At 72.2% G+C, this 21,998-nt stretch carries 21 protein-coding genes and 1 pseudogene; 8 read left to right on the plus strand and 14 right to left on the minus strand.

Going from position 1 to position 21,998, the window contains the following annotated elements:
* Positions 1-46: 46 nt before the first annotated feature.
* Together AC3CHW_RS32000 and AC3CHW_RS32005 are read right to left on the minus strand one after the other, a co-directional pair.
* Positions 47-736 (minus strand): annotated as a pseudogene (locus AC3CHW_RS32000) (site-specific integrase); the annotation flags it as partial.
* A 116-nt stretch (positions 737-852) separates the two neighbouring features.
* Positions 853-1,065, minus strand: a complete 213-nt coding sequence (locus tag AC3CHW_RS32005) for a hypothetical protein (RefSeq protein ID WP_488468797.1) — start codon at positions 1,063-1,065, stop codon at positions 853-855.
* Between the two features lie 93 nt (positions 1,066-1,158).
* Here AC3CHW_RS32005 and AC3CHW_RS32010 point away from each other — a divergent pair, with 93 nt between their 5' ends.
* Positions 1,159-2,013 (plus strand): maleylpyruvate isomerase N-terminal domain-containing protein, encoded by an 855-nt coding sequence (locus AC3CHW_RS32010; protein ID WP_488468798.1) that lies wholly within the window; start codon positions 1,159-1,161, stop codon positions 2,011-2,013.
* A gap of 28 nt (positions 2,014-2,041) precedes the next feature.
* On the opposite strand, the gene AC3CHW_RS32015 is transcribed toward AC3CHW_RS32010, so the two are convergent.
* Positions 2,042-2,530, minus strand: a complete 489-nt coding sequence (locus AC3CHW_RS32015; protein WP_488468799.1) for a glutathione peroxidase — start codon at positions 2,528-2,530, stop codon at positions 2,042-2,044.
* Positions 2,531-2,712: 182 nt separating this feature from the next.
* Positions 2,713-3,579, minus strand: a complete 867-nt coding sequence (locus AC3CHW_RS32020; RefSeq protein WP_488468800.1) for a TauD/TfdA family dioxygenase — start codon at positions 3,577-3,579, stop codon at positions 2,713-2,715.
* Here AC3CHW_RS32020 and AC3CHW_RS32025 point away from each other — a divergent pair.
* Entirely contained in the window at positions 3,502-4,680 is a 1,179-nt protein-coding gene (locus tag AC3CHW_RS32025) for a Rossmann-fold NAD(P)-binding domain-containing protein (protein WP_488468801.1), read from the plus strand. The two genes, AC3CHW_RS32020 and AC3CHW_RS32025, sit on opposite strands and share 78 nt — an antisense overlap.
* 113 nt (positions 4,681-4,793) lie before the next feature.
* Here AC3CHW_RS32025 and helR read toward each other — a convergent pair whose 3' ends face one another.
* Positions 4,794-6,944, minus strand: coding sequence for an RNA polymerase recycling motor ATPase HelR (helR, locus tag AC3CHW_RS32030; protein ID WP_488468802.1), 2,151 nt, complete (start codon positions 6,942-6,944; stop codon positions 4,794-4,796).
* Positions 6,945-7,587: 643 nt separating this feature from the next.
* Between helR and AC3CHW_RS32035 the strand changes: the two genes are divergently transcribed.
* The 3 genes from AC3CHW_RS32035 (at position 7,588) to AC3CHW_RS32045 (ending at position 10,430) form a co-directional block, all read left to right on the plus strand.
* On the plus strand, positions 7,588-8,421 hold the full coding sequence (locus AC3CHW_RS32035) for an SDR family oxidoreductase (RefSeq protein WP_488468803.1): 834 nt from the start codon (positions 7,588-7,590) through the stop codon (positions 8,419-8,421).
* Positions 8,422-8,745: 324 nt separating this feature from the next.
* A complete protein-coding gene (locus tag AC3CHW_RS32040) occupies positions 8,746-9,096 on the plus strand; it encodes a YciI family protein (RefSeq protein ID WP_176160285.1) in 351 nt (116 codons plus the stop codon).
* 38 nt (positions 9,097-9,134) lie between these two features.
* A complete protein-coding gene (locus AC3CHW_RS32045; RefSeq protein ID WP_488471242.1) occupies positions 9,135-10,430 on the plus strand; it encodes an RNA polymerase sigma factor in 1,296 nt (431 codons plus the stop codon).
* A 52-nt stretch (positions 10,431-10,482) separates the two neighbouring features.
* Here the strand turns inward: AC3CHW_RS32045 and def are convergent, their stop codons facing one another.
* Positions 10,483-11,187 (minus strand): peptide deformylase, encoded by a 705-nt coding sequence (gene def / locus AC3CHW_RS32050; protein ID WP_488468804.1) that lies wholly within the window; start codon positions 11,185-11,187, stop codon positions 10,483-10,485.
* A gap of 98 nt (positions 11,188-11,285) precedes the next feature.
* On the opposite strand from def, the gene AC3CHW_RS32055 reads away from it, so the two are divergent.
* On the plus strand, positions 11,286-11,873 hold the full coding sequence (locus AC3CHW_RS32055; RefSeq protein ID WP_488468805.1) for a helix-turn-helix domain-containing protein: 588 nt from the start codon (positions 11,286-11,288) through the stop codon (positions 11,871-11,873).
* Between the two features lie 335 nt (positions 11,874-12,208).
* Here AC3CHW_RS32055 and AC3CHW_RS32060 read toward each other — a convergent pair whose 3' ends face one another.
* On the minus strand, positions 12,209-12,865 hold the full coding sequence (locus AC3CHW_RS32060) for a choice-of-anchor C family protein (RefSeq protein ID WP_398611592.1): 657 nt from the start codon (positions 12,863-12,865) through the stop codon (positions 12,209-12,211).
* A 382-nt stretch (positions 12,866-13,247) separates the two neighbouring features.
* Between AC3CHW_RS32060 and AC3CHW_RS32065 the strand changes: the two genes are divergently transcribed.
* The gene (locus tag AC3CHW_RS32065) at positions 13,248-13,796 is read left to right on the plus strand and encodes a nucleoside deaminase (RefSeq protein WP_488468806.1); all 549 of its coding nucleotides are present in this window, start codon (positions 13,248-13,250) and stop codon (positions 13,794-13,796) included.
* A 60-nt stretch (positions 13,797-13,856) separates the two neighbouring features.
* Here the strand turns inward: AC3CHW_RS32065 and AC3CHW_RS32070 are convergent, their stop codons facing one another.
* Positions 13,857-14,264, minus strand: coding sequence for a RidA family protein (locus AC3CHW_RS32070; protein WP_488468807.1), 408 nt, complete (start codon positions 14,262-14,264; stop codon positions 13,857-13,859).
* 509 nt (positions 14,265-14,773) lie between these two features.
* Between AC3CHW_RS32070 and AC3CHW_RS32075 the strand changes: the two genes are divergently transcribed.
* Positions 14,774-16,183: a polysaccharide lyase 6 family protein gene (locus AC3CHW_RS32075; protein ID WP_488468808.1), complete on the plus strand. Its 1,410-nt coding sequence runs from the start codon at positions 14,774-14,776 to the stop codon at positions 16,181-16,183.
* Positions 16,184-16,270: 87 nt separating this feature from the next.
* Here the strand turns inward: AC3CHW_RS32075 and AC3CHW_RS32080 are convergent, their stop codons facing one another.
* The 6 genes from AC3CHW_RS32080 to AC3CHW_RS32105 all read right to left on the minus strand — a co-directional run bounded on the left by AC3CHW_RS32080 (position 16,271) and on the right by AC3CHW_RS32105 (position 21,982).
* A complete protein-coding gene (locus AC3CHW_RS32080) occupies positions 16,271-17,068 on the minus strand; it encodes an N-formylglutamate amidohydrolase (RefSeq protein WP_488468809.1) in 798 nt (265 codons plus the stop codon).
* A gap of 414 nt (positions 17,069-17,482) precedes the next feature.
* Positions 17,483-18,541 carry a chitinase gene (locus AC3CHW_RS32085; RefSeq protein ID WP_187062096.1) on the minus strand — a complete coding sequence of 353 codons (1,059 nt, stop codon included), beginning with the start codon at positions 18,539-18,541 and terminating at the stop codon, positions 17,483-17,485.
* 416 nt (positions 18,542-18,957) lie between these two features.
* A complete protein-coding gene (locus AC3CHW_RS32090) occupies positions 18,958-19,878 on the minus strand; it encodes a D-alanyl-D-alanine carboxypeptidase family protein (RefSeq protein ID WP_381161742.1) in 921 nt (306 codons plus the stop codon).
* An 88-nt stretch (positions 19,879-19,966) separates the two neighbouring features.
* A complete protein-coding gene (locus AC3CHW_RS32095) occupies positions 19,967-20,653 on the minus strand; it encodes an HAD family hydrolase (protein WP_488468810.1) in 687 nt (228 codons plus the stop codon).
* 62 nt (positions 20,654-20,715) lie between these two features.
* Entirely contained in the window at positions 20,716-21,198 is a 483-nt protein-coding gene (locus AC3CHW_RS32100; protein ID WP_398611586.1) for an Lrp/AsnC family transcriptional regulator, read from the minus strand.
* A gap of 130 nt (positions 21,199-21,328) precedes the next feature.
* Complete coding sequence (locus AC3CHW_RS32105; RefSeq protein ID WP_398611585.1) at positions 21,329-21,982, minus strand: phosphoribosyltransferase; 654 nt, start codon at positions 21,980-21,982, stop codon at positions 21,329-21,331.
* Positions 21,983-21,998: the final 16 nt, after the last annotated feature.

Raw genomic sequence — 21,998 nt, forward strand, 5'->3', positions numbered from 1 at the left:
CTGGCTGGGCTTCAGCGTGTCGTGACGGCAGTAGTTGACGGCAACGTCAGCGGACGAGGGCTGCGCAGAACGGCGGTTCGTTGCCGTCGTCGGACCGGATTCCGGTGGCGGCGGGAGCGCGGAGGGCGAGTCCGAGGACGTCGATGGCGTCGCGCTGGAGGCGAAGCCGGACGTGGGCGTGGACGGTGGCGGTGAGGCCGATGTGCGCGTGGCCCAACAGCTCCCTGATCACGACGAGTTCCACTCCCTGTTCCAAGAGGAGGGTGGCGATCGAGTGGCGGAGGCCGTGGAACCGGATGCGGTGGAGCCCGGCTCGGCGGAGCAGGGTGTTGAAGTGCCGGGTGGGGGTGATCCTTCGATCGGGACGCCGCCGGTGCGGGTGAAGACGTAGCCGCTGTTCCTCCAGCCCGTCTCCGCCGCCTCGCGTTCGTGAAGTTGCCGGTCGCGGTGCTGTTCGATGGAGCGCACGCACGGCGTCGGCAGGGCGATGCGCCGCTCCGAGCTCTTGGTCGTGGTCGGGAGGGCGGACAGGCCGCCGGAGTTGGTGCGCTGGAGGGTGCGTCGGATGCTGGCGGTGTCGCCGGCGAAGTCCAGCGCAGGCCGAGGAGTTCGCCCTTGCGGAGCCCCGTGTGCAGGGCGAGTTCGAACAGCGCCTGCAACCGGTGTCCGCTGGCAGCAGCCAAGAAGCCGCGGGTTCCTCTGCGGTGAGGGGTTCGAAGCGCCGGGGGCGAGGACTAAAACCTGATAGTCAGGGTCGACAGCTAGCCTTGGCGCAGCTGTTCTGCCGCATGGCGCACTTCACGGTAGCCGACCTCTTGAAAGTCCGAGCGGGAACCGAAGGCCCGTCAGGTCTCATCTGGCGGGGTCTTTATGGGCGACGGGATAGTGAGTGGCAACGGCGGCCGACGAGCATGGCGAGGGCAGTGCGTCATGTGTCATCGCTATCAGTGTCGAATGTTCGGCGATCTTCGGGCCATCGGCGTGCCGGCCAAGAATGTCGATCGCTTGACGCTGACGGCGCAGCCCCGAGCCGTCGACGTTGAGCGGGGCCGCTTTACCGTGCACAGGTCCTTCCTCAGGCCCGCCCCTCCCCCCAGCGCCTACCGCCACCCCGCTACCCGGCGGTAATCTGCGGTCCCGACCGCAAGGGGGAGTCGCATGGGCGCCGTCACGCGTTTCGATCCCGTCGCCGAACACGCGCGGACCCGCGCCGCGCTGGGGGACGCCCTACCGCGGCTGGTCCGGCTGGTGCGCGCGGTGCCCGACCTTGACGCGGCCTCGGGCGTCCCGGTGTGGACGGTCGGCGACGTCGGGGCGCACCTGGCGGCCGTGTACCTCGCCTACCACGCCATCGCCCACCCCGACGCGTCCGTGGAGTGGGACCGGATCGTGCCGCCGGGTGAGAGGTCGCTCAGCGAACGCGTCGGGGCCGTGAACGCCGCGTCCATCGGCCTGCTCAGCCGCGAGGAACGCGCCCGCCTGGGTGAACTCCTCGCCGAGCGGGGCGAGACCTTCCTGCGAGACACCGAGGGCCTCGCCCCGGACACCCTCGTCCACGCACCCTGGTTGGGGCGGGAGATCGCGGTGGCGACCGCGACGGGGCTCGTGCTCAGCGAGACCCTCGTACACGGCCTGGACATCGCGCGTGGCGCCAGGCTCCCCTGGCCGATCGGTCCGGACGAGGCGCGCCTGGTGCTCGGGCAGTCGATGCCGACGATGATGCGGATGGCCCTGGACGCGTCGCGGGCGCGAGGTGCGAGCATCGCGTTCGACCTCGCGATCAAGGGTGGTCCGCGACTCGCGGCTGTCGTCAACGACGGAACGATGACGGTGACCCGCGACGCCCCACCCCGCGCCTACGACTGCCGGATCACGGCGACCCCCACCGCGTTCCTGCTGGTCTCCTTCCGGCGCACCCCCACCTGGAAGGCGGTCGCACGCGGCCACCTGCGGGCCAGCGGGCGCAGGCCGTGGCTGGCCAGGCGACTCGGGTTGCTCGTCGCCAGCCCCTGACGGCTTGGGCCGCCGTCCCGCGCGGGCGTCAGGTCGGCAGGGTGGCCTCGATGGCGGTGGTGACCTCCGGGGCGTCCGGCTCGGTGCGCGGGCCGAAGCGCGCGGTGACGGTGCCGTCGGGGGCGATGAGGAACTTCTCGAAGTTCCAGCGGATGTCGCCACTGTGGCCTTCGGCGTCGGCCGTGGCGACGAGTTCCGCGTACAGGGCGTGCCGCTGGGCGCCGTTGACGTCGGTCTTCTCCGTGAGGGGGAAGGTGACGCCGTAGGTGGTGGAGCAGAAGGTGGCGATCTCCTCGGCGCTGCCGGGCTCCTGGCCCGCGAACTGGTTGCACGGCACGCCGAGGACGGTGAAGCCGCGTGCGGCGTAGCGCTCGTGCAGCTTCTCCAGCGCCGCGTACTGCGGGGTCAGGCCGCACTTGGAGGCCACGTTGACGACCAGGACGGCCTTGCCGCGGTACTGGGCGAGATTGGCCGGACCGCCGCCGAGGGTGTTGATCTCCACATCATGGAAGGGCATGTTCACTCCTACGTTCGTCGTCGCGCCTGACTGGGAGAGAAGGTCGGGCTGTTGACGAGCGTACTGGGCGGGCCGAGAGCGGCAGGCCGCTTCCGGTGTCCCCACTGTCACCGCCGGACGTCAGGCAACCGTCAGTTGGGAGGCCGCGAGGGCGCGGGAGGCGGGGGAGCGTGCGGGCGTGGTCAGGGTGTGTCCTCCCGCGCCGGCTCGGCGACCCAGTAGCGGGTGAGGCGTCGGCGGGTGTCGGAGAAGCCGGTTCGGGCGTGGAACATCCGGTGGTTGTCCCAGATCAGCAGCGCGTCTTCGGGGATGAGTACGGAGGTGCCGCCCGTCTCGACGAAGTCGACGGCTCGTTCGGCGAGGGCGACTCCGCCGGGGCCCAGAGGCTGGGAGTCGGCGGTGGGTTGGTCGAGGGTCTCCGAGTACGCGCCGACCCGCAGCAGGGTGGAGCTCATGCGGATGACGGTCCGGGAGGGGGTGCGGTCCACGACCGGCTTGCGGACGCCCACGGCGTCGGGGTGCTCCTCGTACGAGGGCCAGTAGACGGGGTGCTGATGGGCCAGGCGTTGGAGGTCCTCGTCCAGGGTGGTGAGGAAGTGGCGCCCGTCGGCGAGCAGGGTGCGACCGCCGCCGCAGGTGGCCTGGACCCGACAGTGCAGCGCCAGGTAGCGCGGCGGCAGGCTCTGGCCCGGCGCCTCCGTGTGCGGCCGGAGGGTGTGGGGGCTCCTGGTGTCCCGCAGCGCCTCGAACCCCGCGTGGGCCTGGATGTTGTAGGCCACCTCCCCGGTGGTCTGCGGGACCAGCTCCCCCAGTTGCCGCAGCAGGGCGGTGGCCTCGTCGGGCTCCAGGGGGCCCTCCACCAGCGCATATCCATGACTGTCCAAATTGCTCATTGCTGTCTCGAATGTCTGCTTCATTCGTGTCACGTTAGCGTAATCACAAGAACGCGTCGCGTAAGGAGAAGGTGGGTCATGGGTAGGCTGAGCCTGGGCGTGGTGGCGACCACCGGGAAGAAGCACGAGAAGCGCGTACCGCTGCACCCCGCCCATCTGCCGCTCCTGGACGCCGACATCCGGGCCAGGTTGTATCTGGAACGCGGTTACGGCAGGCGGTTCGGGCTCTCGGACGACGATCTCAGGCCCCACGTCGCGGGCGTCGTGCCCCGGGCGGAACTGATCCGTGACTGTGAGGCCGTCATGCTGTTCAAGGTGACACCCCAGGACGTCGCCGAACTGCGCGAGGGGCAGGTCCTGGTGGGTGCCCCGCACTTCGCGCAGAACATGGAGACCACCCAACTGGCCATCGACAAGCGGCTGACCGTGATCTCCCTGGAGGCCATGCGGCACTGGCCGACGGACGGCACGCGCGACCGTTTCGCCTTCTACCGGGTCAGCGAGATCGCCGGCTACTGCTCCGTTCAGCACGCCACCCAGTGCGTGGGCAGGACCGGGGCGTGGGGCCGACCGCTCAGCGCCGTCGTCATCGGCTACGGCTCCACGGGGCGGGGCGCGGTGGCGGCGCTGCGGGCCCAGGGTGTGTCGGAGCTGAGCATGGTGACCCGGCGCCCCAGCGCCGCCGTCAGCCCGCCGGCGGGCACCACCCGGATGGGCCAGTTGCGCTACGACCCCTCGCGGGAGCGCGACAGCACGGTGCTGCTCGCGGAGGGCGAGGTGCCGCTCGTCGCCTTCCTGGCCGAGCACGACATCGTCGTCAACTGCGCACTCCAGGACATCGCCGCACCCGAGGTGTACCTGACCACGGACGACCTCGACCGTTTCGCGCCCGGTTCCCTCATCGTGGACGTCTCGTGCGACAAGGGCATGGGCTTCGATTGGGCGCGCCCCACCTCCTTCGACCAACCCACCATCACGGTGGGTGGGAACGTGCACTACTACGCTGTGGACCACAGCCCGTCGCTGCTGTGGGACTCCGCCACCTGGGAGCAGAGCCAGAGCACCCTTCCGTACCTGCCGGTCCTCGTCGACCGCGAGAAGTGGCACACCCACGAGACGGTCCGGCGGGCCATCGAGATGCGGCACGGCGTCGTCCTCAACCCCGGGATCCTGTCCTACCAGGGCCGCTCGCCGGCCTACCCGCACCAGCCGGTGACCACGCGGGCCGCCGACCCCGCTCCGCTGGTCGGCACCTGACCCCGCCCCCTCGCGGCGCGTCCACCGGCTCGCGCGGGGCGGGCGGGGCGCGCCGCCGGGGGAGTGGGTGACACCACGACCAGGTAGGGGAGTTGGACCCGCGGGACGGCCTGTTACGCGCTGGTCAGGATGACCAGTCGCTGGGTTGCTCGCGTCATCGCGACGTAGCGGTCGACGGCCCCCTCGATACCGGTGCCGAACGCCTGTGGGTCGACGAGGACGACCAGGTCGAACTCCAACCCCTTCGCCAGCTCAGGGGTCAGCGACCGGACGCGGGGCGTGGCCCGGAAGGCGGGGGCGCCGATGACGCAGGCGACGCCCTCGGTGTGCTCGGCGAGCCAGCCTTCGAGTACCGCGCCCAACTCCGAGACGTGGCCGTGCGTGACGGGGATGCCGCTGGTGCGGATGGAGGTCGGCACGTTGGCGTCCGGGAGCGCGGCCTTGATGACCGGCTCGGCCTCGGCCATGACCTCGGCCGGCGTCCGGTAGTTGATGCTGAGGGACGCCACGTCGATGTGGTTGAGCCCGAGCCGCTCAAGCCGCTCCCGCCACGTCTCCGTGAACCCGTGTCGTGCCTGGGCGCGGTCCCCGACGATGGTGAAGCTACGGGACGGGCAGCGCGTCAGCAGCATGTGCCACTCCGCGTCGGTCAACTCCTGTGCCTCGTCCACGACGACGTGCGCGAACGGGCCGGCGAGCTGGTCCGGGTCGGTGCGGGGCAGGGCGGTCTGGTCGACCAGGGTGTCCTGGAGGTCCTGGCCGCGCAGCATCGTCACCGCGCCCTCGCCGTCGTCCTCGGCCGCGAGCACGTTGTCGATGACGTCGGCCATGCGCCGACGTTCGGCCGCCACGGCGGCCTGGTGGGCACGCCGGCGACGCGCCACCTCCGGGTCGCCGAGCCGGTGCCGGGCCGCGTCGAGGAGCGGCAGGTCGGACAGCGTCCACGCCTGCGGGTCCGCGCGCTGGAGCGCGCGCACCTCGTCCGGGCTGAGCCAGGGAGCGCACTTGCGCAGGTAGGCGGGGACCGACCACAGGTCGCCGACCAGGTCGGCCGCGTCGATCAGCGGCCACGCGCGCTTGAGGGTGGTGACCAACTCCCTGTCCTGCGCCAGCGCCCTGCGGAACAGTTCGGGGGAGACCTCCTCGCCCTCGTACTTGTCCCACAGGATCGTGACCAGCTCGTCCCAGACCTGGTCGCGCGCCTCGTTGTGCGGGGTGCCCGGTTCCGGCGCGTCGAACGCGGCGGCCCAGTCGCCGGGGCCGAGCCAGATCTCGGCCCAGGGGGTGGAGACCGTCATCCCCCGGGTGGGTGGCTCCTCGTAGATGCCGACGGCCGGTTCGATCGCGCGCACCATGTCCGCGGTCGACTTCAGCCGGGCCACCGTCGGATCGGTCTCGACCGTCGCGTCGGCGCCCTCGGTGACCAGGCCCCGCAGGGTGCACGTCCGCACACCCTCCTCACCCAGGCTGGGCAGCACGTCGGCCACGTACGCCAGGTAGGGCTGGTGTGGACCGACGAACAACACGCCGCCCCGACGGTGCCCGAGGCGGGGGTCGGAGTACAGGAGGTAGGCGGAGCGGTGCAGCGCGACGACGGTCTTTCCCGTGCCCGGGCCGCCGTCGACCACGAGGGCGCCGCGCGAGCCCGCGCGGATGATGGCGTCCTGGTCGGCCTGGATGGTGCCGAGCACGTCGCGCATGCGGGACGACCGGTTGCCACCCAGGCTGGCGATGAAGGCGGACTGGTCGTCGAGCGCGGCATGGCCGGCGAACCCCTCCGAGGCGAACACCTCGTCCCAGTAGTCCCCGATCCGGCCGTGGGACCAGCGGTACCGGCGGCGGCTGGCCAACCCCATCGGGTTGGCGTGGGTCGCTCCGAAGAAGGGTTCGGCCGCGGGGGAGCGCCAGTCGAGCAGCAGTTGGCGCCCCGCGCTGTCGGTGAGGCCGAGCCGCCCGACGTACACCGGCTCGGGATCGTCCGCGCTGACCATGTGTCCCAGGCACAGGTCCAGGCCGAAGCGGCGCAGGGCACGCAGCCGGGCGCTCAACCGGTGGATCTCCGTGTCCCGGTCCATCGCCTCGCGCCCGACGCCACCGGGCGCCCTGCGCTCGGCGTCGAGATGGTCGGTCAGCTCGGCGATCGCCTGCTCAAGGCAGTCAGCGATGGCCGCGAAGTGCCGTTCGTCGCCGGCGATCAGGGCCGGGTCGGCCTTGGCGGAGAGGCGGTCGGGAAGGTTGAAGACACTGGTCTTCAGGGAGTGCACGGCATGTCTCCGATGTCAGGTTGCTCGCGGCCCGTGGGCGCGCGGTACGACGTGTGGGTCGAGCTGGTGGCGGGGCCGCCCCGTGAGCGACGCCCCGCCTGACGTGGTCCCGTGGCCCGGGTGGGGGCGCCAAGGGGGTGGATCTCGTGTTCCGGGCCCGGGTGTGACGCGGGTGGCCCGGCGCCCGCGTCACCCCGCGCGGTGCCCGCTCGGTCGCGCCCGGCACGGGACACCGCCAGCCGCGGTGTCACCCTGCTCGCCATCGGGCGTAACCCATGCGCCCCGCCCCCACACCCGCACCATGTGACTCCCAGATCGTCCGGTTCTGCCTACGGCGGGTGATTGTGCAGGACAACCGGGGCCTTGCCGCAAGCCCCCCGGTGCGCTATACGTTAAGAGTGGAAAGGAGCGGCGACCTCCTTTCCCTTTTCTTTTACTCCCCTCCCTGCCTTCTCCCCGCTGCCTGTTTTTTCCCCGCTCCCTCGGTACGGACGTCGGTCGCGGCCGGCCCGCACCGGCCTCGCGGCCCGGCCGGGGCCGCGTTCGACCGCGTGACGAGGGAGAACGCCGCCTTGACTTGAAGCGCGATGCAACTTCTAGCGTTCCCGGCAGTCGATCACCTGACAACGGGAGACACGCGCTCATGATCCTCGTAGCCGGAGCCACCGGAAACATCGGCAGCAGTCTGTTGGAGGAGTTGCACGCGAGCGGCCTCGGGCCGTTGCGGGGGCTCACCCGGAACGCCGCCCGGGCCACCCTGCCCGACGGCGTCGCCGTCGTCGAGGCGGACCTCGCGCGTCCGGCGTCGTTGCGGCCCGCGCTGGAGGGGGTGCGCTCGCTGTTCCTCGTTCCGCACCTGGGCCCGGACGCCGACATCCTGCGGGCCGCGCGGCTGGCGGGTGTGGAGCACGTGGTGTCGGTCTCCTCCCTCACCGTGCGGACCCACCCCCACCTGGGCCCGGCCGCCGAACACCTGGCGGTCGAGCGGCTCGTCCAGGACAGCGGCATGGCCTGGACGATCCTGCGGCCGACGCAGTTCGCCTCGAACGCCCTGCTGTGGGCCGACACCATCCGCGGGTTCGGGACCGTGCGCGTGGCGTACGCGGACACCGCGCTGCCCACCATCCACCCGGCGGACATCGCGTCGGTGGCCCGGCTCGCCCTGACCGAGCCGGGCCACCACGGCGCCACGTACGAGCTGACGGGCCCGGCGCCCGTCTCCGCCCGGCAACAGGTGGCGACCATCGCGGCGGCCCTGGGCAGACAGGTGCCGTTCGCCGAGGTCAGCCGAGGCGAGGCCCACGCGTGGATGGTCGCGGCCTTCGGCCCCGAGGCCGCGGACGCGGTGCTCGACGTCACGGGCGGCGACGTCAACGACGAGCTGCTCCGCGTCCGGGACACGGTGCCACGACTCACCGGCGTGCCGGGCCGCCCCTTCCAGCAGTGGGTCGCGGAGAACGTCGCCGCGTTCCGCTGAGTTCACCGCCCCCGCCGTGCGAGCCGGTTTCAGGGGACAGCGGTCGTGCGTACGGCACGGCGCCGGCCGGCGCGCCCGCGATCCCGTCTCCCGGTCACCGCCCCCGGGCGGGCGGCCTCCCGGTCACCGGCGGCGGCGCGGCGGAGACCGTATCGTCGCCTGGTGGGCGGGGGCGGTGCTCGGTGCGGGCCGCCCGCCGGCAGGTCGCGAGCGCGTGTGGAAAAGACTTTCGGGGCGGGTGTCGATCGGGCCGCTGTCCGTTCGTCGTCATGGTGTACGGCGACTCGCCGCACGCACGGACCACGGGATGACAGGAGTCGGACCATGAAGTACATGCTGCTGATCAACGCGGGCACGATCGGCGAGGACGGCACGGCCGCCGAGTGCACCGTCGAGGACTGGATGAGCTACGACAAGGAGGTCAAGGACGCGGGGATCTTCGTCTCCGGGGAGTCGCTGGCGGACCTGGTCACCGCCACGGCGGTACGGGTCGAACCGGACGGCAAGCGCACGATCACCGACGGGCCGTTCGCGGAGACGCGCGAGGTGCTCGGCGGCTTCTACGTGATCGACGTACCCGACCTGGACGTCGCGCTCGACTGGGCCGCCCGCTGTCCCGGCGCGCGCGGCAGCGGCTCGATCGTGGTCCGCCCGATCGCCGACTTCGGCGCCTGACCGTGGGAGACGAGCAGCGTGCCGAGCCCGGCACACCGATCGCCGCGGCCCAGCAGACTCCCGCGCGGGCGTCCGTGGAAGCGGTCTTCCGCGAAGAGCGCGGACGGCTGCTCGCCTCCCTCGTCCGCCGCTTCGGCGACCTCGACCTGGCCGAGGAGGTCACCTCCGAGGCCGTCGAAGCGGCACTGCTGCACTGGCCGACCGCGGGCGTTCCCGCCCGGCCCGGGGCCTGGCTGCTGACCACCGCGCGGCGCAAGGCCGTCGACCGCCTGCGCCGCGACCAGGCGTACGCCGCCCGGCTCGCCCTCCTGCACCTGGAGGTGGAGCGGGCCGACCCCGCCCCGCCCGCCGACGCCGACGGGGAGCTGCCCGACGAGCGGTTGCAGATGTTCTTCACCTGCGCCCACCCCGCCCTGGCCGCCGAGGACCGCGTCGCGATCACCCTGCGCTGCCTGGCCGGCCTGACGACACCGGAGGTCGCGCGGGCCTTCCTGGTCCCGCCCGCGACGATGGCCCAGCGGATCGTGCGGGCGAAGAAGAAGATCCGCGAGGCGCGCATCCCGTTCCGGGTGCCCGGCCCCGACGAACTGCCCGAGCGCCTGCCCGGTGTGCTCCAGGTCGTCTACTCGGTCTTCACCGAGGGGTACGCGGCCAGCTCGGGCCCCGCGTTGCAGCGGCTCGACCTGGCGAGCGAGGCCATCCGGTTGGCGCGGATCCTGCGCCGGCTGCTGCCGGCCGAGCGCGAGGTGGCCGGCCTGCTCGCGCTGCTGTTGCTGGTCCACGCCCGGCGCGCGGCCAGGACCGACCCGGACGGCGCGCTCGTCCTCCTCGACGAGCAGGACCGCGCGCGCTGGGACCGGCCGATGATCGAAGAGGGCCGGGACCTGGTGGTGCGCGCGCTGCGGGGCGGGCCGCCCGGGCCGTACGGCGTGCAGGCGGCCATCGCCGCCCTGCACGACGAGGCGGCCGACCTCGCCAGCACCGACTGGCCGCAGATGGTGGCGCTCTACGACGTGCTGCTCGCGCTCACGCCGTCCCCCGTGGTGGCGCTGGGCCGAGCGGTGGCGGTGGCGATGCGCGACGGACCACTGGCGGGGCTGGCGCTGCTCGACGGCCTGGCCGGCGAACGGCAGCTCCAGGCGTACCACCCGTACCAGGCCGCCCGCGGGGACCTGTTGCACCGGCTCGGCCGGCTGCCGGAAGCCGCGGCGGCCTACCGGCAGGCCCTCGCCCTGGCCGGCACCGAACCCGAACGCGCCCACCTGCGGGGGAAGTTGGACGCGATCGTGCCACCCGACCCGCCATCCGACCCGCCGGCCGGGGAGCGGCGATGAGCGGGCGAGCCCGGTAGCGGGACGGCGGGGGAGGTGGGCCGCCGGGTCGGGCTCAGCGTTCCGGCGTGGCCTGCGCGGTGGGTGCCCCGCCCGGCGCGCGGCCCAGCCTGGCCGCCTTGGCGGCGCGCTGGGCGAAGACCCGCTCGCGGCGGTCGGCCATCTGCCGCAGCGCTTCCTTCCGGTCCCGCTTGGCGAGGCGCTGCACGTACAGCCGCCCGTCGAGATGGTCGCTCTCGTGCTGGAGGCACCGGGCGAAGTACCCCGTCCCCTCGATGACCAGCGGCTTGCCGTCCCGGTCGACGCCGCGGACCACGGCCCGGTCGAGGCGGGGAACGTTCATGGTCGCCCCCGGCACGGACAGGCACCCCTCACCCTCGTCGACCAACCGCCGTTCGGCTGGCGGGAGTTCGTCAAGCACCGGGTTGACGATGTGCCCGACGTGGCGGACACCGTGGTCGTCGGGACAGTCGTAGACGAAGATCCGCAGGTCCACGTCGACCTGGTTGGCGGCCAGGCCGGCGCCGTCGGCGGCGTGCATGGTCAGGAACATGTCGTCTATCAGGGCCGACAGTTCGGGCGTGCCGAACTCGGTCACCTCCCGGCACGGGCGGTGCAGCACGTCCTCGCCCAGCACCGTGATCCGCCGGACCGTCCCGCGCTCCGCCTCGGGGGGCAGCGCCGGATAGGAGTCGACGGGCTGGCCCTGCACCCGGACCCGACGGTCGACAGGGCCGGGCTGGTCGTCACGTACGGACACCGCGGACATCATCCTTCCTCAGCGTGAGAACGCCTGGGGCGAGTGGCGAAGCCGATGGCTGCTTGCCAAGTGCTTTGCAAAGTAGCAGACTTTGCAAAGTGACTGAAGAAGGTGTCAACGTGCCGGCGCCCACGGGGGCTGGCGGCTCCGCCCCCGCCACCGGCCACCTGCCCGAACACCAGGTGCGCCGGGCCCTGCTGGAACTGCTCGCCGAGGTGGGCACCGTCACGGCCACCGTGGCGGCCGAGCGGCTCGGCTACAGCTCCGGACTGTGCTCGTTCCACCTGCGCCAACTCGCGCGCTACGGGCACATCGAGGAGGCCCCGCACGTGGGCGGCCGGGCCCGGCCGTGGCGCCTGCGGCAGGAGGAGGCGGCGCCGGCCGATCCGCCCCCCGCGGCGGGGTTCGGCCAACTCGCCCGTGGGTTGGAGGACGAGAGCTACCAGCGCTGGCTGACCCGGCGCGACCGGGCCCCGCTGGCGTGGCAGCGGGACGAGGCGTTCAGCGCGGTGGTCTACCTGACGCCCGAGGAGATGGGCGCGGTCGCCGAGGCGGTGCGCCGGACGCTCGCCCCCTACCAGGACCGGGAGCAGTGCCCCGCCGCGCGTCCCGCCGGCGCCGAGCCGGTCGCCCTCATCGCCCGACTCTTCCCGCTGCTGCCCGACGCGGCGGGCGAGGACGGCTGACGTTCGCGGGGGCGGCTGGCACCGTGGGGACGGCTGTCGTCGCGGGGACGGCTGTTGTCGCGGGGGCGCTCGCTCGGGTGCGCGGGCGCGGGCGGGCGGTCGGGGGCGCGGCGTCCGGCGTACGTACGCGCGCTGCCGGCGCCGAAGGGGTCGAGCACGCCGGGCCCGGTGCGGCGCTCGGGCGTGTGGGGACGCGGTGCGCCGTGGCCCGGTCGGGGGAGCCCTGGCCGGGGGAACGCGCGGGGCCCCGGCGTTCGATGACGCCGGGGCCCCGCTGGGTCGCGCTGGTCAGTGGGGTCGGGCGGCCCCGGTGGGGCGGGGCCGCGCGAGCCTGGTCAGTGTTTGCCGGTCGATCCCCGGTCGCAGGAGCAGGAACAACAGGCGGCCCGGACCACCACGTCGTCGATCACCGGGCCGTGCGCGCTGTTGGCTGTGGTGCTGGCGAAGGAGAGGGTGGTGGAGGCGGAGCGGGCGACGAAGGTGACCTGGCGTCCCACGTAACCCATGTTGGTGAAGGTCTTGCCCGTGATGTCGAAGGTGAAGTCCTGGATCGTCTGCCCGTCGATGAGGACGCGCCCCGTCTTGACCGCCGCGCCGCCGCCGGAGTTGCCGGCGAGGGCGTAGGTGATCGAGTACGTCGTGCCTGGGGTCGTCGGGAACGTCTGGGCGATCGTGCCCGGCGTCCCGCCGTTGAGGTCGACGGACTGGTTCCGCTCCGCCGCCTGCCAGAATCCGCGTCCGATGTGGTCCACGTTGCCACGGGTGACGGTCCACGGGCCTATCGACCCGCCCGTCGCCACGGTGGTGAAGCTGTTCGCGGGTGCCGTGGGGTACTCGAAGCTCCCGTCGTCGACGCCGCGTGCCTGGTGGGTCGACTTCGCCGTGCTGGTCGCGCTGTGCTGGTGGCTCGTTGTGGCCTGCGTGGCGCCGGCCGCGGCACCGAGCAGTCCGAGGGCGGCGATCACGGTCACGTACGGTCGTGCGGACACCATGTCCTCCCGAGTTTCGACAGCTTGGACGAGCACCGTGAACTCTGGCCCCTGCCCCTGGCATGGGCCACCCCTCGGCCGAGGGCGTGCCGACGCGCGGGGGTGCTACGGGCGCCGAGCGAGCGCCGACCGCGTGCTCCCGCGAGCCGGCGCGCGGGGGTGGGTTTCGGACACCCGGTGGGGGCGGCCTGGTCGGGGCACGACCCGGCGCCCGGCGGTGTCCCGCCCGCGAGCGGCGGGAGTGTCGCGCCGAAGTCGGGGCGGGCCGGCGAAGTTGCCGTCCCGGCCCCGTCGCATATGGTCGTTAAAGGGGCTGACCGGGCATCTGTGCGACGGGCCGAGCGCGTCGGGACGGAGACAGGGCATGTCAAAGCACCTGGTATTTATGGCCGAGGCCGTGCGGTTGGCGACGGAGTCGGTGGAGAACAACTGGGGCGGCCCGTTCGGGGCGGTCATCGTCCGGGACGGGAAGATCATCGCCAGGGGCCAGAACCGCGTCCTGCTGACCGCGGACCCCACCGCGCACGGCGAGGTCGAGGCCATCCGCAAGGCCGTCCGGATCCTCAACCCGTCGGCACCCTCGGTCGCCAAGAACCGCCAGGACGCCAGCACCCTCAAGCTCATCCCGCGCGAGGAGGGCTCGCCCGACCCGCTCCCCAAGCGGGCCCGCATGCTCAAGGGGTGCACGATCTACACCAGCGGCGCACCCTGCCCGATGTGCATGAGCGCCATCTACTGGGCACGGCTGGACGCCGTCTACTTCGCCTGTGACCTCAAGGCCACCGCGGAGATCGGCTTCAGCGACGCCTACCAGTACGAGGACTTCAAGAAGCCACTCGACCAGCGCCTCATCCCGATCAGACAGATCTTCCCCGAACTCGGCGCCACCTCCTACTCGGCGTGGAAGTACAAGCAGGACAAGCACCCGTACTGATCGGGCGCCGGAACGCGGGGGAGTGGTGGGGGCGGGTGGGTTGGGTGGCTGCCGCGCCGGTCAGTCGATGACGGCGGTGGCCTCGATCTCCACCAGATGCTCAGGCACGTCCAACGCCGCGACGCCCAGCAGGGTGCCCGGCGGCACGGGGGTGGCTCCCAGGCGTGCGCCCGCGCGCATGGCGCCCTCCAGGAACAGGGGCATCTTGTCGGGCGTCCAGTCGACGACGTAGACGGTGAGCCGGGTGACGTCGGCGAAGGTGGCGCCGACCGAGGCCAAAGCGGTGTTGACGTTGAGGTAGCACTGCTCGACCTGGGCGGCGAGGTCACCCACGCCGACCGTGGTGCCCTCGGCGTCCCAGGCGACCTGGCCCGCGACGGAGATCAGCTTCGTCCCGGTGGCGATGGACACCTGCCGGTACGCGTCGACCGTCGGCAGTCCGCTGGGGTTGGTCAGGGTGATGGCCATGGTGCGCGTCTCCTCGTCGTGCGGGCCCCGCGGACGCACGCCCGCCGATCCACGGTGCCCTCGCTCTCTCGTGGTTACTGCATGACTGTAGGAGAGTGGCCCCTGACATGGGAGAACGCACTTTTCGGTGACTCGGGCACCCCCAGGTGACCCAGCAGCTCAGCGGCCCGCCCGAGGAACGAACCCGTCGGCCGGTTGGACCTGACCCGGGGCGGTCGCTCCGCGTACGCCGTCGGGGACGACGCCGTACGAGGCGGGGGTGGAACGGCGCGCGCCCGCGAGCGGGCTCCTGTGCCCGAGATGTCGCCGGCGTTAGCGGCACGCCAGCGGAACGGCAGGGCCGGGCCTGAAGCTGTGGGGCGGGCGGGTCTCGGCCGTGCGGCGTGGCAGGGCGCCGGGTGGTTGAGCGCCCGCCCGCGTCCGGCCCGGTCGCGCCCCGCTCCCCGCCGCTCGGGTGGCGGGCACGGCCACCCCGTCGACCAGCACCGTTCCGTTCCCCAGGAGGCACCATGCACAGACGCACCTTTCTCGCCGGCACCGTGTTGGGCGCGGCGGCCCTCACCGCCGTGCTGCCGGCCAGCGCGTCGGCGGCGCCCGTCACCTCCCTGAAGGAACTACAGAGCGCGATCGACCGCGCGGCGCCCGGCACCCGCATCGTCGTGGCCAACGGGACGTACACCGTTCCCTCGGGCGGCATCAGGGTGTCCGGCAAGCACGGCACGACCAGCGCGCCCATCACCATCACCGCGGAGTCGCGCGGCGGCGTGGTGCTCAAGGGGGAGCGCGGCTTCGTCTTCGACGCGTCGAGCAACGTCACCGTCAGCGGCTTCGCCTTCCGACAGTCCACCAGCCTGGAGATCCCGGGGAGTTGCCACCGTATCCGGCTGACCCGCAACGACTTCCAACTCGCCGACCTGACCAAGCTCTACTGGGTAGTGGTGCGGGGTGACGACACCAAGATCGACCGGAACCACTTCCACCACAAGACCACCGCGGGCATCTTCATCGTGGTCGACGGGCCGGACGAGGCCACCATGGCGCAGCGGCTGCACGTCTTCCGCAACCACTTCTCCGACCACAGCTTCAGCGGCCTCAACGGCGGCGAGGCGATCCGGCTCGGCGTCAGCAGCCGGGCGCTGGCCAGCGCGAACGCGGTGGTGGAGTACAACCTCTTCGAGCGGTGCGACGGGGACCCCGAGGCCGTCTCGGTGAAGTCGTCGGACAACACCATCCGGTACAACACGATCCGCGACAGCCGGGGCGGCATCGTGCTGCGCCACGGCAACCGCTCCACGGTCGAGGGCAACTACCTGATCGGTGGGGCCGACGGGGTGCGCGTCTACGGCAACGACCACCTGGTCGTCAACAACTACCTCAGTGGGCTGTCGGACGACGCCCTGGTGATCGGCAGCGGCACCACCCGCGACCACCACGCGGGGGAGAGCGAGGACGAGCGGCGCGGCTACGACGCCTGCGACCGCGCGGTGATCGCCCACAACACCCTGCTGAACAACCGCAACACGCTCTCCAGCGACGGCAGGCCGCACGAGCCCCGCGACGTGGTGGTCGCCGACAACCTGCTGGTGGGCGACGCGGGCAGCCTCGTCGCGGTGCCGAAGTCCACCGGCTTTACCTGGCAGGGCAACATCCTGTGGGGCGCGGCGTCGAACGGCACCGTTCCCGCCGGCGGTTTCACCCGCGTCGACCCCCGGCTGCGCAAGGCGTCCGACGGGGTCCACCGGCTCGCGGCGGACAGCCCGGCGATCGGCGCCGCCACGCTCGCGAGCCCGGTCGTGGCCGAGGACATCGACGGCCACCCGCGTGGCGACAAGCGTGACGTCGGCGCGGACGAGTACGCGACGGCGGCCCCCGTACGCGCCCCCCTCACCCCGGCGGACGTCGGCCCGAACGCCGCGTGAGCACCTGCCGCTGACCTGCCCGTGCCGCCCACCGGCCCACCCCACGCCTCCGGGGCGGGCCGGCGGGCGTCCCGCGACACCCGCCCGTCAGGCGGGCACCCGCGCGACGAGGCCGGCCAGTGCCTCGGCCAGCGCGTCCAGGCCGGGGCCCGCGGGGCCGCCCGGCTCGTCCATGTAGAGGTCACGCCGGATCTCCACCATGAGCGCGCTGACCGACGCGTCCTTCCCGTAGTACGGCAGCGGCACGTACGTCCCCGCGAAGGGGCTGTCCAGGCCGACGCCGCCGAACCCCGCGAACGCCTGCCGCGCCGCGGCCAGCAGCGGGGCCGGCGTGTGGAAGGGGTCCGTGCCGAGGCAGATCGGCGGGCGCGGGCCCGCGCCGTGCAACTCGTACGGCAGGGGCTTGGTCGGGTACGAGTGGACGTCGATGATCACGGCACGTCCGACCGTGGCCAGCCGGTCGGCCACCGCGTCGGTCATGGCCCGCGCGTACGGGTGGAAGTAGCGCTCGATCAGGGGCCGCCCGTCGAAGTCGGCCGGGCGCAGGTCGGCGCGGTGCGTGGTGCGGGTGTAGACCGCGCCCATGCCGCGACTGAGCATCTCCTCGCGCTCGTCGGGGAACCGCTCGGGGTCGACGACCAGGCGCGAGAGCTGGTTGACGAACTGCCAGGGGGTGTGGTGTGCCGCCTTCGCCGCGCGGGCGGCGAGCCGCGCCGTGTGGGCGTCGGTGATGTGGTCCAACTCGACCGCCAACTCCTGGTCGTCCAGCACGATCTGGGAGCGGACGGCCGCGGGCAGGGTCCGCGAGGAGTGCGGGACGTGCAGGAGCACGGGGGAGTCGGGCGCTCCCGGATGGAGTCGGAAGGGGGCGTCGGCGGTGGGCATACGTTCCTCGCTAGGCGTCCGGTACCGGTGCGGTCTCCCGCACATCATCGGCCCCGGCGACCGCGAGGGTCGCGGCGGCCATCCGGTCGACGACGTCCGCCAGGCGCCCCCGGTCCTGGTACGCGGCCCGCTGCCGGTCGCCGCCGCTGCCACGGGCCGCTCGAAGAGGTTGGCCCGTACGCGTTCACGGACCGCGCCGGGCCGCTGGCCAGCCGGTCCACAGCCCCTGCGGAACGGCCTCGTCGCCGCGTACCAGGAGCCGCGGGGCCGGCCCGCCGGGGCCGGTAGGGCGAGGTGCCGTCGCGGCGGAGCGCCGGGCATGGCAGAAGCCGACCCGCGCCGGGGCCGTGTGGCGCGGGTCGGCTCGTGTGGGGGACGGCGGGGTGCCGCCCTCGGTGTGGGTGCTTGGCTGGGTCAGCGCCCCTGGAGGGACTTGACGTTGTTGCCGAAGCTCCAGGAACGGCTGCCGTCCCAGTTGATGGACCAGGTCATCAGGCCCTTGAGGCCGCCGCTGTACTTGTTCCACGCCTGGCTCACCAGGCTGGGCGACATGTAGCCGCCGCCGGCGCCGGGTTGGGCGGGCAGCCCCGGAACCTGCTTGTCGTAGGGGACCTTGATGGTGGTGCCCTGGATGACCAGGCCCTTGTTGAGGCAGTCGGTCTGCGCGGTGAAGCCCTGGACCGTGCCGGCCTGGTACGAGTCACCGGAGCAGCCGTACATGCTGCCGTTGTAGTACTGCATGTTCAGCCACCACAGCCGGCCGTTGTCCGCGTACTTCTTGATGATCGGCAGATAGGCGCCCCAGATCGAGCCGTAGGTGACGCTGCCGCCGGTGACGTACGCCGTCTCGGGGGCCATCGTCAGGCCGAAGTTGGACGGCATCTTGGCGAGGACGCCGTCGATGATGCGGATCAGGTTGGACTGCGAGGCGGAGAGCTGGTTGATGTTGCCGCTGCCGGTCAGGCCCGTCTCGATGTCGATGTCGATGCCGTCGAAGTTGTACTTCTTCAGGATCGGCACCACCGTCTCGACGAACCGGTCGGCGACCTTGCTGGAGCTGAGGTCGATGCCGGCCGCGGCGCCGCCGATGGACATCAGCAGCGTGGCGCCGTTGGCCTTGGCGTCGCACATCTCGGCCGGCGTCGAGACCTTCACCGTCGCGTCCATCCCGTCCTCCCACAGGACGGTGCCGTCCGAGCGGATGACCGGGAACGCGGCGTTGATCACGTTGTAGCCGTGGTCGCGGATGCGCTTGTCGTTGATCGGGACCCACCCGAAGGGCGGGTGGACGCCGTTGGCCGCGCCGTCCCAGTTCTCCCAGTAACCCTGGAGCACCTTGCCGGTGGGCCGGGACTTGACCTCGCAGGTGTCGGCGCGTGGGGTGTCAGGCGTCTCGGCCGCCTGGGCGGCGGGTACCTGGGCGGCGAAGGCCAGCGCGAGGCCGACTCCCAGCAGGCGTAACGTCCGACCGATCATGCTGTGCTCCCTTCTGGCCGCGAACGGCGACACCGGATCGGCGCGCGGTCCGCGGTGGCGTGTCTTCGGGCGCGTGGGTGGGGACCGCCGGCCGCGGCCGTGCCGGTGTGCGGCATTGGATGTGCACATGACACGCGAGGAGGCGTGGGGGAAGGCACGCGTACCTCCTGAGCCGGGGTGGACCCGAAGATGGGGCATGGGTGTGTGGTGGGCCACACGGTAAGTTGGTCCAGACCTCTCGTCAAGAGGTCTGGACCATGCCGAAAGAGGGGTAGCTCAGCACGATGCCCCGCCCGAAGCAGCTCCGAGCGGGGCACCGAACGACCCGAGTCGACCCCGAGGCCGGCCCCGACCGCCACGGGCGATCCGCCTCCAGGCGGGTTCGCGCGCGGCGGCCGGAGCGTCGACGGACCCTAGTCCTGCTGTGCGCTGCTGGGCAGCGCGCGCCAGGCGACCTTGGTCTTGGTCTTGAAGGACCAGTCGAGCATCTTCTTCGCGTCCGCGTAGCGGTTGCCGTCATTCAGGATGACGCCGACCACGGTGCGCTTGCCCTTCGTCGTGGCGAAGACCAGGCACGGACCGGCGGCCGTGCCGGTGCCGGTCTTGATGCCGAAGGTGCCCTGGTACGAGCCGAGCAGCTTGTTCGTGTTGTACCAGGTGTACGTGCGGCCGTTGGTGGCCTTCTGCTTGGTGCTCTGCGCCTTCACGACCGTCTTGAAGGTGCTGTTGCCGATGGCGTGCCGGGCCAACTTCGCCATGTCGCGCGGCGTGGTGTAGTTGGAGCCCTTCGCGGAAATGCCATCGAAGGAGTCGTACTTGGTGTTCTTGAGCCCCAGCGCCTTGGCCCGGTCGTTCATCTTGGTGATGAACGACTTCTTCCGGGCGGCCATGGTGCTACCCGAACCGAAGGTGTCGGCCAGCGCGTACGCGGCGTCGCAACCCGAGGGAAGCATCAGCCCGTACAGCAGTTGGCGCACCGTCACCTTGTCGCCGGTCTTCAGGTCGGCGGTGCTCGCGCCTTCCTTGGCGACGTAGTCGCGGTACTCCTTCTTGATGGTGACCTGCTTGTTCAGGTTCACCTTCTTCGTGTCGAGCACCACGACCGCGGTCATGATCTTGGTGGTGCTCGCCATCTGACGCTTGGTGTCGGCGTCCTTGGCCCACAACTGCTTGTTGGCGCCACTGTCGAGCAGGTACGCACCGCGGGCGGTGATGCCCGAGGGCCCGCTCGCCGCCTGGGCGCTGCTCGTCGGGACCAGCACGGCGAGCGCCGCTGTAGAGGCGACCACCGTAGCTCCCCACCGGTAGGCCGCGCGTCCCCCACGTCGTTCCATATGAACTCCACTTCGTCTTGCGTGTTGATCGTGCGAGCGAATGCTCTCATTAGGTCATTTACGCCAGAAAGGTGGGGGTGTCGAAGAATCAGCCGGACCCGGTCAGCCAGGCGTACGCACGCTCCGCGTCGAACTCACCCTGACCGCCCGGGAAACGGAGTCCGGCGGCGGCGAACCGCGGGTCGTCCGCGGTCGCCGGCACGTACGGCACCGCGACGCACCGCATCCCGGCCCGGCGCGCCGCCTCCGCGCCCGGCGGAGCGTCCTCGACCACCACGCAGTCGGCCGGCGGCACGCCCAGGCGCCGGGCCGCCTCCACGAAGACGTCCGGCTCCGGCTTGCCGTGCGGCACCTCCTCGGCCGAGACGTAGGTGGCGAAGTGCGCGTCGAGCCCGGTGGCGCCGAGCACGGCCTTGATCGCGGCGCGCGACGAACCGGACGCCACGGCGATCGGGTGGCCCCGCGCGGACAGTCGTTCCACGAACGCGCGCATCTCCGGGAACGCCTCGATCGAGGTGCCCACCAACTCCAGGTAGTGCCGGTTCTTGGCGGCCAGCAACTCGTCGACCGACGCCTCGATCCCGTGCTCGGACCGCAGGATGGTCAGCGTCTCGCGAGTGCCGATGCCGATGAAGCGGGTGTGTTCGGCCCAGTCGAAGTCGGTCACCCCGTACGCGGCCAGGGTGCGCCGCCCGGCTTCGAAGTAGTGCGGCTCGCTGTCCACGAGTGTGCCGTCGAGATCGAAGATGACCGCGGTGGTGGGGGAAGTGCTCATGGGCACAGCATGCCAAGGAGCCGGGCGCGGCGTACGCACGGAAGGAGGGAGAACCACCCCGGCTACCGCTGCCGGCCCGCCTCCGCGCCCACCGCGTCCACCAGCGGCAACATCCGGTACGGCACCCGCTGGCGCAACGCGATCTCGGTGCGGGTGCGGACCACGCCGGGAAGCTGGATCAGGCGCTGGACGATGTCCTCCAGGTGCCCCGCGTCCCGCGCCACCACCCGCGTCATGAGGTCGCCGCCGCCGGTGATCGAGAACGCCTCGATGATCTCCGGCACCTCGGCGAGCGCGTCCCCCACGTCGTCCAGGTGCCCCTGGGTGACCTCGACGTGCACGAAGGCCAGCACCGGATGGCCCAGGGCGGCGGCCGACAGGCGCGGCCCGGTGCCGGTGATCACCCCGTCGCGCTCCAGCCGGTCGAGCCGCGCCTGCAGGGTGCCACGGGCGACGCCGAGCAGCCGGGCGTACTCCCGCACGCTGGTACGCGGCTGCTCCAGGAGCAGCCGCAGGATCTTCGCGTCGAGGGCGTCCACGGCCACGGGCCACCGGCTCCTGTTCGTCGTTGCTCGTCCCGCTCGTCCGCACGGGCCCAGAAGGTCCCGTATGCGGCCTGGTGACTGTACCAACGGCCCGGCGTCCGCCCGCGGCCCACGCGGGGTCGGCCGCCCGTCACCCGGGGGCGTGGGCGGCCCGCAGGGTGTCGATCACCTCGTCGTCGCTGACCTGCTCGAAGTCCGCGTACCACTGGCCGACCGAGCCGAAGGGCCGCGGCTGGTGCGCGCACACCACGTCGTCGGCCTCGGCGGCGAGCGCGGTGGCGGCCTCCACGGAGCAGACCGGGGCCGCGAGCACCACCCGGGCCGGCTCCCCGCGACGTACCGCCCGCAGCGCGGCGCGGGCCGTGACGCCGGTGGCGAGCCCGTCGTCCACCAGGACGACCGTCCGGCCGCGCAGGTCGGGCGCCGGACGCCCGCCCCGGTACAGATCCTCCCGGCGGTGCAGCTCGGTGCGCGCCTGCGCGACCTGCGCGCCCAGCCGGTCCGCCGTCAGATCCAGCATGGCCAACGCCCGCTCGTCGTACAGCGGCGGGTCCTCGCCGGTCAGGGCCCCGACGCCGAGTTCGGGGTTGAACGGCGGGCCGATCTTGCGGACCACCAGGACGTCCAGCGGCGCGTGCAGCACCCTGGCCACCTCGTCGGCCACCGGCACCCCACCGCGCGGCAGGGCCAGCACGAAGGGGCTGGCGACCTCGGAGTGGAGTGCGCGGTCGGCGAGCTGAGCGGCCAGTTCCCGGCCGGCCGCCCGGCGATCGGAGAAGAGCATGGTGGTTTCTCCCTTC

The organism is Streptomyces sp. MGP-BFMKR1, assembly GCF_057766585.1.

Excerpts from the sequence above, each read along its gene's own strand:
- AC3CHW_RS32010 (WP_488468798.1), top strand. The coding sequence starts at position 1,159 with ATGGGCGCCGTCACGCGTTTCGATCCCGTCGCCGAACACGCGCGGACC.
- AC3CHW_RS32015 (WP_488468799.1), bottom strand. The coding sequence starts at position 2,530 with ATGCCCTTCCATGATGTGGAGATCAACACCCTCGGCGGCGGTCCGGCC.
- AC3CHW_RS32025 (WP_488468801.1), top strand. The coding sequence starts at position 3,502 with ATGGGTAGGCTGAGCCTGGGCGTGGTGGCGACCACCGGGAAGAAGCAC.
- AC3CHW_RS32020 (WP_488468800.1), bottom strand. The coding sequence starts at position 3,579 with ATGGGCGGGGTGCAGCGGTACGCGCTTCTCGTGCTTCTTCCCGGTGGT.
- AC3CHW_RS32035 (WP_488468803.1), top strand. The coding sequence starts at position 7,588 with ATGATCCTCGTAGCCGGAGCCACCGGAAACATCGGCAGCAGTCTGTTG.
- AC3CHW_RS32040 (WP_176160285.1), top strand. The coding sequence starts at position 8,746 with ATGAAGTACATGCTGCTGATCAACGCGGGCACGATCGGCGAGGACGGC.
- AC3CHW_RS32060 (WP_398611592.1), bottom strand. The coding sequence starts at position 12,865 with ATGGTGTCCGCACGACCGTACGTGACCGTGATCGCCGCCCTCGGACTG.
- AC3CHW_RS32065 (WP_488468806.1), top strand. The coding sequence starts at position 13,248 with ATGGCCGAGGCCGTGCGGTTGGCGACGGAGTCGGTGGAGAACAACTGG.
- AC3CHW_RS32070 (WP_488468807.1), bottom strand. The coding sequence starts at position 14,264 with ATGGCCATCACCCTGACCAACCCCAGCGGACTGCCGACGGTCGACGCG.
- AC3CHW_RS32075 (WP_488468808.1), top strand. The coding sequence starts at position 14,774 with ATGCACAGACGCACCTTTCTCGCCGGCACCGTGTTGGGCGCGGCGGCC.
- AC3CHW_RS32080 (WP_488468809.1), bottom strand. The coding sequence starts at position 17,068 with ATGCCCACCGCCGACGCCCCCTTCCGACTCCATCCGGGAGCGCCCGAC.
- AC3CHW_RS32090 (WP_381161742.1), bottom strand. The coding sequence starts at position 19,878 with ATGGAACGACGTGGGGGACGCGCGGCCTACCGGTGGGGAGCTACGGTG.
- AC3CHW_RS32095 (WP_488468810.1), bottom strand. The coding sequence starts at position 20,653 with ATGAGCACTTCCCCCACCACCGCGGTCATCTTCGATCTCGACGGCACA.
- AC3CHW_RS32105 (WP_398611585.1), bottom strand. The coding sequence starts at position 21,982 with ATGCTCTTCTCCGATCGCCGGGCGGCCGGCCGGGAACTGGCCGCTCAG.